The 7,821-nt window shown below is 52.3% G+C and carries 6 protein-coding genes and 1 tRNA gene; 5 read left to right on the forward strand and 2 right to left on the reverse strand.

Features of this window, described 5'->3' with window-relative positions; genetic code table 11:
- The first annotated feature begins 134 nt into the window (after positions 1–134).
- Complete coding sequence (locus EHN13_RS19605) at positions 135–2,468, forward strand: molybdopterin guanine dinucleotide-containing S/N-oxide reductase (protein ID WP_124021941.1); 2,334 nt, start codon at positions 135–137, stop codon at positions 2,466–2,468.
- Here the strand turns inward: EHN13_RS19605 and EHN13_RS19610 are convergent.
- Together EHN13_RS19610 and tag are read right to left on the reverse strand one after the other, a co-directional pair.
- A complete protein-coding gene (locus tag EHN13_RS19610) occupies positions 2,437–2,877 on the reverse strand; it encodes an N-acetyltransferase (RefSeq protein ID WP_048213656.1) in 441 nt (146 codons plus the stop codon). The two genes, EHN13_RS19605 and EHN13_RS19610, sit on opposite strands and share 32 nt — an antisense overlap.
- A complete protein-coding gene (gene tag / locus EHN13_RS19615) occupies positions 2,867–3,436 on the reverse strand; it encodes a DNA-3-methyladenine glycosylase I (protein WP_061066787.1) in 570 nt (189 codons plus the stop codon). The genes EHN13_RS19610 and tag overlap by 11 nt, the downstream gene beginning before the upstream one ends.
- 159 nt (positions 3,437–3,595) lie before the next feature.
- On the opposite strand from tag, the gene EHN13_RS19620 reads away from it, so the two are divergent.
- From EHN13_RS19620 to EHN13_RS19635, 4 genes are all read left to right on the forward strand, one after another.
- Positions 3,596–4,297 carry an autotransporter outer membrane beta-barrel domain-containing protein gene (locus EHN13_RS19620; protein WP_048213654.1) on the forward strand — a complete coding sequence of 234 codons (702 nt, stop codon included), beginning with the start codon at positions 3,596–3,598 and terminating at the stop codon, positions 4,295–4,297.
- A 251-nt stretch (positions 4,298–4,548) separates the two neighbouring features.
- The gene (locus tag EHN13_RS19625) at positions 4,549–5,751 is read left to right on the forward strand and encodes an L-lactate MFS transporter (protein ID WP_048213653.1); all 1,203 of its coding nucleotides are present in this window, start codon (positions 4,549–4,551) and stop codon (positions 5,749–5,751) included.
- Between the two features lie 209 nt (positions 5,752–5,960).
- Entirely contained in the window at positions 5,961–7,652 is a 1,692-nt protein-coding gene (gene eptB / locus EHN13_RS19630) for a kdo(2)-lipid A phosphoethanolamine 7''-transferase (RefSeq protein WP_048213652.1), read from the forward strand.
- Positions 7,653–7,742: 90 nt separating this feature from the next.
- Positions 7,743–7,819 (forward strand) — tRNA-Pro (locus tag EHN13_RS19635).
- The last annotated feature ends 2 nt before the right edge of the window (positions 7,820–7,821 follow it).

A 7,821-nucleotide genomic window follows, 5' to 3' on the forward strand; every position in this document is an offset into this window, starting at 1 on the left:
CTTTGCCACAGCGACCGTGGCGGTTGATTATGACGTGTGAACATGAAGAAAATTCCAGGGAAGACTCTGAAATTTGTAAGTAACATTGAACGGCATAATAAATAAGCCGTCACATCGCATTCAGGAGCGCCATCTTGGCTAATTCACCCGCACATTACCCGGTGTTAACTGCCGCCCACTGGGGACCCATTCTCGTCGACACCGATGGTGAGACGGTTTTCTCCTCGCGTGGCGCGCTGCCCACTTCCCATCCCAACTCCTTGCAAACCGTGGTGCGCGACCAGGTTCACAGTAAAACGCGGGTACGTTTTCCAATGGTGCGTAAAGGCTTTCTCGCCTCGCCGGAGAATCCGCAAGGCGTGCGCGGGCAGGATGAGTTTGTTCGCGTCAGTTGGGACGACGCGCTGAATCTTATCCATACGCAGCATAAACGCATCCGTGACAGCTACGGCCCGGCCTCGATTTTTGCCGGTTCTTACGGCTGGCGATCTAATGGCGTGTTACACAAAGCGGCAACCCTGCTACAGCGTTATATGGCGCTGGCGGGGGGGTATACCGGACACCTGGGGGATTATTCTACGGGGGCTGCACAGGCCATCATGCCGTATGTGGTGGGGGGCAACGAAGTTTACCAGCAGCAGACCAGTTGGCCGATGGTGCTGGAGCATAGCGATGTGGTGGTGCTGTGGAGTGCTAACCCACTGAATACACTGAAAATTGCCTGGAATGCTTCTGACGAACAGGGTATTGCTTACTTTGAAGCGCTGCGCGATAGCGGTAAGCGATTGATCTGCATCGATCCAATGCGATCGGAAAGTGTGGCGTTCTTTGGCGACAAAATGGAATGGATCGCCCCGCATATGGGAACCGATGTAGCGTTGATGCTGGGTATCGCGCATACGCTGGTGGAAAACGACTGGCACGACGAGGATTTTCTCGCCCGTTGTACAACCGGATATGATTCGTTCGCCGACTACCTACTGGGTGAATCCGATGGGATAGCGAAAACGGCAGAATGGGCTGCTGAAATTTGTGGTATTCCGGCAGCGAAAATACGCGAACTTACGGCAATATTTCACCAAAATACCACCATGCTGATGGCCGGCTGGGGGATGCAGCGTCAGCAGTATGGCGAGCAAAAACACTGGATGATCGTCACGCTGGCCGCCATGCTCGGTCAAATTGGCACGCCCGGCGGTGGCTTTGGGCTGTCGTACCATTTTGCCAACGGCGGGAACCCGACACGTCGTGCAGCGGTACTGGCTTCGATGCAAGGGAGCCTCAAAGGCGGTACCGACGCGGTGGATAAAATCCCGGTGGCGCGAATTGTTGAAGCGCTGGAAAATCCCGGTGGTTTCTATCAGCATAACGGTATGGATCGGCATTTCCCGGACATCCGCATGCTGTGGTGGGCGGGCGGCGCCAACTTCACGCATCACCAGGATACCAATCGTTTGATTCGCGCCTGGCAGAAGCCAGAGTTGGTAGTTATCTCTGAGTGTTTCTGGACCGCTGCGGCGAAGCATGCCGATATCGTGTTACCTGCGACAACCTCTTTTGAACGTAACGATTTGACCATGACCGGAGACTACAGCAACCAGCATCTGGTGCCGATGAAGCAGGTCGTGCCGCCACAGGCTGAAGCACGCAACGATTTTGATGTTTTTGCCGAGCTTAGCGAGCGCTGGGAACAGGGCGGTTACGAGCGATTCACCGAAGGTAAAAGCGAACTGGTGTGGCTGGAAACTTTTTACGACATTGCCGCGCAGCGTGGTGCCAGCCAGCAGGTTACACTGCCGCCATTCGCTGAGTTCTGGCAAAAGAATGCACTGATCGAAATGCCGGAAAACGCCGCCAATGCGCAGTTCATCCGTTTTGCTGATTTTCGCCGTGATCCACAGGCGCATCCGCTGAAAACGGACAGTGGAAAAATTGAAATCTATTCTGCAAAAATTGCAGGTTACGGCTATGCGGATTGTGCAGGACACCCGATGTGGCTGGAGCCGGATGAGTGGTTCGGCAATGCCGAACCCGACCAACTGCAGGTGCTCTCCGCCCATCCGGCTCACCGTTTGCACAGCCAGCTCAACTACAGTGCGTTACGCGAACAGTATGCGGTGGCGGATCGGGAGCCGGTAACAATTCATCCGCAGGATGCGCAAGCGCGGGGGATTGCCGATGGCGATACGGTCAGAGTGTGGAACCACCGCGGGCATATCCTGGCGGGTGCTGTCGTGACGACAGGGATCAAACCTGGCGTGATTTGTATTCATGAGGGGGCCTGGCCTGATTTGGACCCGGCCGCCGACGGGATTTGTAAAAATGGTGCTGTCAACGTGCTGACCAAAGATCTCCCCAGCTCGAAGCTGGGGAACGGCTGTGCGGGCAATACTGCGCTGGCGTGGCTGGAGAAGTACAGTGGGCCCACGCTGACACTTACCGCGTTTGATCCGCCTGCCAGCCCATAATCCAGGTTGGATGGTGAGTCTCTTCCTGCCATGCGCTGTCTTCAATGCGAAAGCCCAGTGCGTGGTAGAAGTTTACCGCTGATTGGTTCTTCTGGTAGACCTCCAGGCTGAGCAACGAAAAGCGCTGCTGCACATGTTGCACCAGTGCTTTACCGATACCGCTTCTGATGGCGGCAGGCGCGACAAACAGCGCGCCTAAAAAGCGCTCTTCCATCACGCTGGCAAAACCTTTGAGCACACCGTTTTCTTCCCACACCCAGGTTTGCGCAGCGGGCAGGTAGACATCACGTACGATAGGCTCACTCTCGCGCCAGTAGCGTTCTTCGATAAAAGGATGGGCAAAAATGGTGCTTTCCATCCACAGTGCCAGAATTGGTGCCAGATCGTCAGCGTTGGATTCACGAATCATGTTGTTCTCCTGGGTAACAGATGCAGCCGGTGACATGGTCGTTGACCAGACCGCATGCCTGCATAAAGGAGTAACAGATAGTGGTGCCAACAAACTTAAATCCACGTTTTTTTAACGCTTTAGAAAGTGCGTCAGAGGCGGGCGTTGAAGTAGGGATATCGCTCAGACTGGCGGCACGGGTTAACTGCGGTTGGTTATCGACGAATGACCAGACGAACTCGCTAAACGGCTCACCGTTTTGCTCCATTGCCAGCCATGCGCGGGCGTTGCCGATAATGGCCTGAATCTTTCCCCGATGGCGGATAATACCGGCATCCAGTACCAGCCTTTCTACATCCTCTTCGGTCATCGCCGCAACGGTGGCAGGATCGAAGTGGTGAAATGCCTGGCGATAGTTTTCCCGTTTTTTCAGCACGGTTATCCACGACAGCCCAGCCTGCTGGCCTTCAAGGCAGATCATTTCGAACAGCTTTTTACCATCGGTTTCCGGGACGCCCCATTCCTTGTCATGATAGGCAATGTATAGTGGATCCTGACTGACCCAGCCGCAACGTTGCATACTCTTCCTCGCTGTTTTTACTGGCGTAAAAATTTCATTCGGCCCGCCTTGACGCGCCCGCTAAAAAGACAATATTTAATACAGGGCCTCATGTGCCCGATATCCTTTAAACAATGACAATAATATCGCCGTATTCGGCTCTTTTCTGGAGTCGCGTTGATGATTATAAGAAACAGTAGTGGTCGTCAGAGGTTAACTCTGGCGAACGTCATCGTCTGTGCGCTGTTTGCCAATACGGCATATGGCTGGCAACAAGAATATATCGTTGATGCGCTGTCCGGTCATACGTCGGAACGCTATACATGGGACAGCGATCACCAACCACGTTATAACGACATTCTGGAAGAGCGCATTCGCTCCACCCAGAACGTGGCGGGGCCGGTGGTGAATCTGGCGGACCAAACGGCTCTGGATGCGACCAGCGGTATGAGCGTGGGCTGGAATTTTCCCCTTTCCCGTAAGGTGACGACGGGACCCGTCGCAGCCCTGCATTATGATGGTTCAGCCACCTCTACCTACAACGAATTTGGCGACAGTGTGACTTCGCTAACGCTGACCGATCCGATGTGGCATGCCAGCGTCAGTACCCTGGGCTGGCGGGTCGACTCGCAGTTTGGCGATGTACGGTCATGGGCGCAAATCAGCTATAACCAGCAGTTTGGCGAGAATATCTGGAAGGCGCAATCGGGTCTCAATCGTATGGCGGCGGCGAGTCAGGATGGTAACTGGGTCGATGTCACTGTCGGTGCAGATATGCTGCTGAATCAGCATATGGCTGCCTATGCGGCACTTTCTCAGGCAGAAAATAGTACGAATAACAGCGATTATCTGTACACCATGGGAGTGAGCGCTAAATTTTAACGAAAGAAAGCCGGGATAAAACATCTCTGTTACATATCGGGATCAATAATCACACGCATTCCAGCGATAGCGTGCACTAACTCCGGCAATAAAATTCAGTAACCCGACTTTTTGTCTCGTCATTCATTCCGCAATCCAGGCATTTCATTCCGTCCTGATGGCATTTCATGCCGTTTTCTCCTGGTCATAAAAGCACTTCGGTATGGTTGTCGGCAGAGAATTTCCCATTTTGTTTATGCAGGAAGACTGCCATGAAAACTTCTGATTATCAGCGTACCCGGTGGCTGACACTGATCGGCACCATCATTACCCAATTTGCATTAGGTTCTGTTTATACCTGGAGCCTGTTTAACGGTGCGCTCTCTTCTAAGCTTGATGCGCCGGTGAGTCAGGTTGCATTTTCCTTTGGTTTGCTGAGTCTGGGTCTGGCGATCTCTTCTTCCGTCGCCGGGAAGCTTCAGGAACGTTTCGGTGTGAAACGCGTCACCATGGCATCGGGTATCTTACTGGGTGTGGGCTTCTTCTTAACCGCGCATTCTGACAGCCTGATTATGCTGTGGCTGAGTGCCGGTGTACTGGTTGGTCTGGCTGACGGTGCAGGGTACCTGTTAACCCTGTCCAACTGCGTGAAATGGTTCCCTGAGCGTAAAGGGCTGATTTCCGCCTTTGCGATCGGCTCTTACGGCCTGGGTAGCCTTGGTTTTAAATTTATCGACAGCCAACTGCTGAGCACTGTGGGTCTGGAAAAGACCTTTATGATTTGGGGCGCGATCGTACTGGTGATGATTGTCTTTGGCTCCACGCTGATGAAAGATGCGCCAAACCAGGAAGTTAAAGCCGTAAATGGCGTGGTAGAGAATGACTACACGCTGGCACAATCCATGCGTAAACCACAGTACTGGATGCTGGCAGTGATGTTCCTGACGGCGTGCATGAGCGGGCTTTACGTGATTGGTGTCGCGAAAGATATCGCCCAAAGCCTGGCAAAAATGGATGTGGCAACAGCGGCGAATGCGGTAACCGTTATTTCTATCGCGAACCTGTCAGGTCGTCTGGTTCTGGGTATTCTGTCCGACAAAATTTCCCGTATTCGCGTTATCACCATTGGTCAGGTTGTTTCGCTGGTGGGCATGGCGGCGCTGCTTTTTGCCCCGCTGAATGAAGTGACATTCTTCGCAGCCATTGCCTGTGTTGCCTTCAACTTCGGTGGCACCATTACGGTCTTCCCGTCACTGGTGAGCGAGTTCTTCGGCCTGAATAACCTGGCGAAAAACTACGGTGTTATCTATCTTGGCTTTGGTATCGGCAGTATTTGTGGTTCGATTATCGCTTCGCTGTTTGGTGGGTTCTATGTCACCTTCTGCGTTATCTTTGCGCTGTTAATCATCTCGCTGGCGCTTTCTACCACCATTCGCCAGCCGCAACGTAGCGTATTTACTGAGGCTCACGCCTGAATCTATTAGCGGTCTGATTAATACCCGGCGCATATATTTACAAAAATATATGCGCCGTTTGCATTCACCATAAGCACTTTTCTCCCCTCCTGTGGTCTACTTAGCCGCGCCCGTAGACATTTCATCTCTGCTGTTGTCGCATTTTCCCCTGTTTGGTCGATTGACCACTTCACAGGGTGTTTTTATCCCGATTCCCAGGGTTTTTTTGCATGAGATACATTAAATCGATGACGCAGCAAAAGCTTAGCTTCTTGCTTGCGATCTATATCGGTCTGTTTATGAACTGCGCAGTTTTTTATCGCCGCTTCGGCAGCTATGTGCAGGAATTTACCGCGTTGAAAGGAATCTCTGCGGTTGTTGAATTGGCCGGCACCGTGCTGGTTACCTTCTTTTTACTTCGTCTTCTGTCTCTGTTTGGTCGGCGGGCCTGGCGCGTACTGGCTACCTTGGTGGTGCTGTGTTCCGCTGGTGCCAGCTATTACATGACCTTCCTGAATGTGGTCATTGGCTACGGCATTATTGCCTCGGTCATGACAACCGATATTGATTTATCAAAGGAAGTTGTGGGCTGGCATTTTATCGTGTGGCTGGTGTCGGTCAGCATTTTGCCGCTGCTGCTTATCTGGAGTAACCGTTGCCGCTATACCCTGCTAAAACAAATACGTACGCCAGGTATGAGATGGCGTAGTGTGGCCGTTGTTCTGCTGGCTGGCTTGATGGTGTGGGCGCCGATTCGTTTACTTGGAATACAGCAAAAATCAGTTGAACGGGAAACGGGTATTGATTTGCCCAGCTACGGTGGCGTAGTGGCAAATTCATATTTGCCTTCAAACTGGCTGTCCGCGCTGGGTCTGTATGCCTGGGCGCAGGTGGATGAATCTTCAGATAACAATTCGTTGATGAATCCGGCGAAGAAATTTACCTACGTCGCCCCCAAGAATATTGATGATACCTACGTCGTGTTTATTATCGGCGAAACGACCCGCTGGGATCATATGGGCATTTTTGGCTACGAGAGAAATACTACGCCAAGGCTGGCTCAGGAAAAAAACCTGGCCGCGTTCCGCGGATATTCGTGTGATACGGCAACCAAACTTTCGCTACGCTGTATGTTTGTTCGTGAAGGTGGGGCGAGCGATAACCCGCAGCGTACGCTGAAAGAACAAAACGTCTTTTCCGTACTCAGCCAGCTAGGTTTTAATACCGATCTCTACGCGATGCAAAGTGAGATGTGGTTTTACAGCAACACGATGGCGGAGAACATCGCCTATCGTGAGCAGATTGGCGCTGAGCCGCGTAACCGTGGCAAAACGGTTGACGATATGCTGCTGATCTCTGAGATGCAGCAATCAATCAAACCGGACGATAATGGTAAACACCTGATTATCCTGCATACCAAAGGCTCGCACTTTAACTACACGCAGCGCTATACCCGTGAGTACGCCCAGTGGAAGCCGGAGTGTGTCAATGTTGATAGCGGTTGTTCGAAAGCGCAGATGATTAACTCATTTGATAACTCGGTAACCTATGTTGACCACTTTATCACCAAAGTGTTTGACCAGCTGCGCGATAAGAAAGCGATTGTGTTCTATGCTGCCGATCACGGTGAGTCGATCAACGAGCGTGAGCATCTGCACGGTACGCCACGTAAAATGGCACCGCCAGAGCAGTTCCGCGTTCCTATGATGGTGTGGATGTCTGATAAGTATCTGGAAGACCCCGATCATGCGAAAGCCTTCGCCCACCTTAAGCAGGAGGCTGATATGAAGATTCCGCGTCGCCATGTTGAACTGTACGACACCATTCTCGGTTGCCTTGGATATACCTCGCCAAACGGCGGTATAAATGAGAATAACAACTGGTGTCATGTCCCGGACGACAAGAAGATTGTAACCCAGTAATGGGCTGCTGACTTTCTCGCCGATCGAATGGCATTTTGATACTAAGGGATTGACGGGCGCGCAGCTGAGCAGTAAGATGCGCCCCGCATTCGGTGATTGGCGCAGCCTGGTAGCGCACTTCGTTCGGGACGAAGGGGTCGGAGGTTCGAATCCTCTATCACCGACCAAA

Source organism: Citrobacter youngae (assembly GCF_003818115.1).
GTDB lineage: Bacteria > Pseudomonadota > Gammaproteobacteria > Enterobacterales > Enterobacteriaceae > Citrobacter > Citrobacter youngae.

Bases quoted from the DNA above. Each gene is read 5' to 3' on its own strand.
- EHN13_RS19610 (WP_048213656.1), bottom strand. From the start codon at position 2,877: ATGATTCGTGAATCCAACGCTGACGATCTGGCACCAATTCTGGCACTG.
- tag (WP_061066787.1), bottom strand. From the start codon at position 3,436: ATGCAACGTTGCGGCTGGGTCAGTCAGGATCCACTATACATTGCCTAT.
- EHN13_RS19620 (WP_048213654.1), top strand. From the start codon at position 3,596: ATGATTATAAGAAACAGTAGTGGTCGTCAGAGGTTAACTCTGGCGAAC.
- EHN13_RS19625 (WP_048213653.1), top strand. From the start codon at position 4,549: ATGAAAACTTCTGATTATCAGCGTACCCGGTGGCTGACACTGATCGGC.
- eptB (WP_048213652.1), top strand. From the start codon at position 5,961: ATGAGATACATTAAATCGATGACGCAGCAAAAGCTTAGCTTCTTGCTT.